This window comes from Gluconobacter sp. P1D12_c, from assembly GCF_018812105.1.
Taxonomy (GTDB): Bacteria; Pseudomonadota; Alphaproteobacteria; order Acetobacterales; family Acetobacteraceae; genus Gluconobacter; species Gluconobacter oxydans_A.
The window spans coordinates 1-412 of the sequence record NZ_JACSIQ010000605.1 but is presented as its reverse complement, the minus strand read 5'-3'; the positions used below and the strand labels follow the sequence as shown (position 1 = coordinate 412).

Genomic DNA, 412 nt, shown 5'->3' with positions numbered 1-412 from the left:
TGGCGGGACATGCATGAGCGCTACGGAAAATGGAACTCGGTCTATGTCAGGTTCCGGCGTTGGGCTGAACAGGGTGTATGGGATGCCTTGCTGCAAACTCTGGTGGACGTGGGACTGAGTGATGACTGGCAGCATATGGTCGACAGTACCGTGGTTCGCGCCCACTCCCAGGCAACGGGTGCAAAAGGGGGGCTCATACGGAAGGTTTTGGTCGATCACGCGGCGGTTTTACGAGCAAAATCCACGCCCGGTGCGACAATCARGGACGYCCTCTTGGCTTTGTCCTCACCGGCGGGCAAGTCTCGGACTATAAAGCCGTCAATGCTCTGATGGCACTTCCGGCTCCGAACCCCAGGGCCATGCTGGCTGATCGGGGCTATGACAGCGACAGCTTCCGCCAGAATCTGCTGAT

At 58.5% G+C, this 412-nt stretch carries 1 protein-coding gene and 1 pseudogene; both read left to right on the top strand.

Going from position 1 to position 412, the window contains the following annotated elements; all coding sequences use genetic code 11:
- Positions 1–9 precede the first annotated feature (9 nt).
- A pseudogene (locus tag KP705_RS21585) lies at positions 10–78 on the top strand (hypothetical protein); the annotation flags it as partial.
- A 47-nt stretch (positions 79–125) separates the two neighbouring features.
- A partial coding sequence (locus KP705_RS21580; RefSeq protein ID WP_374195579.1) for a transposase occupies positions 126–412 on the top strand: 287 nt, incomplete at its 3' end.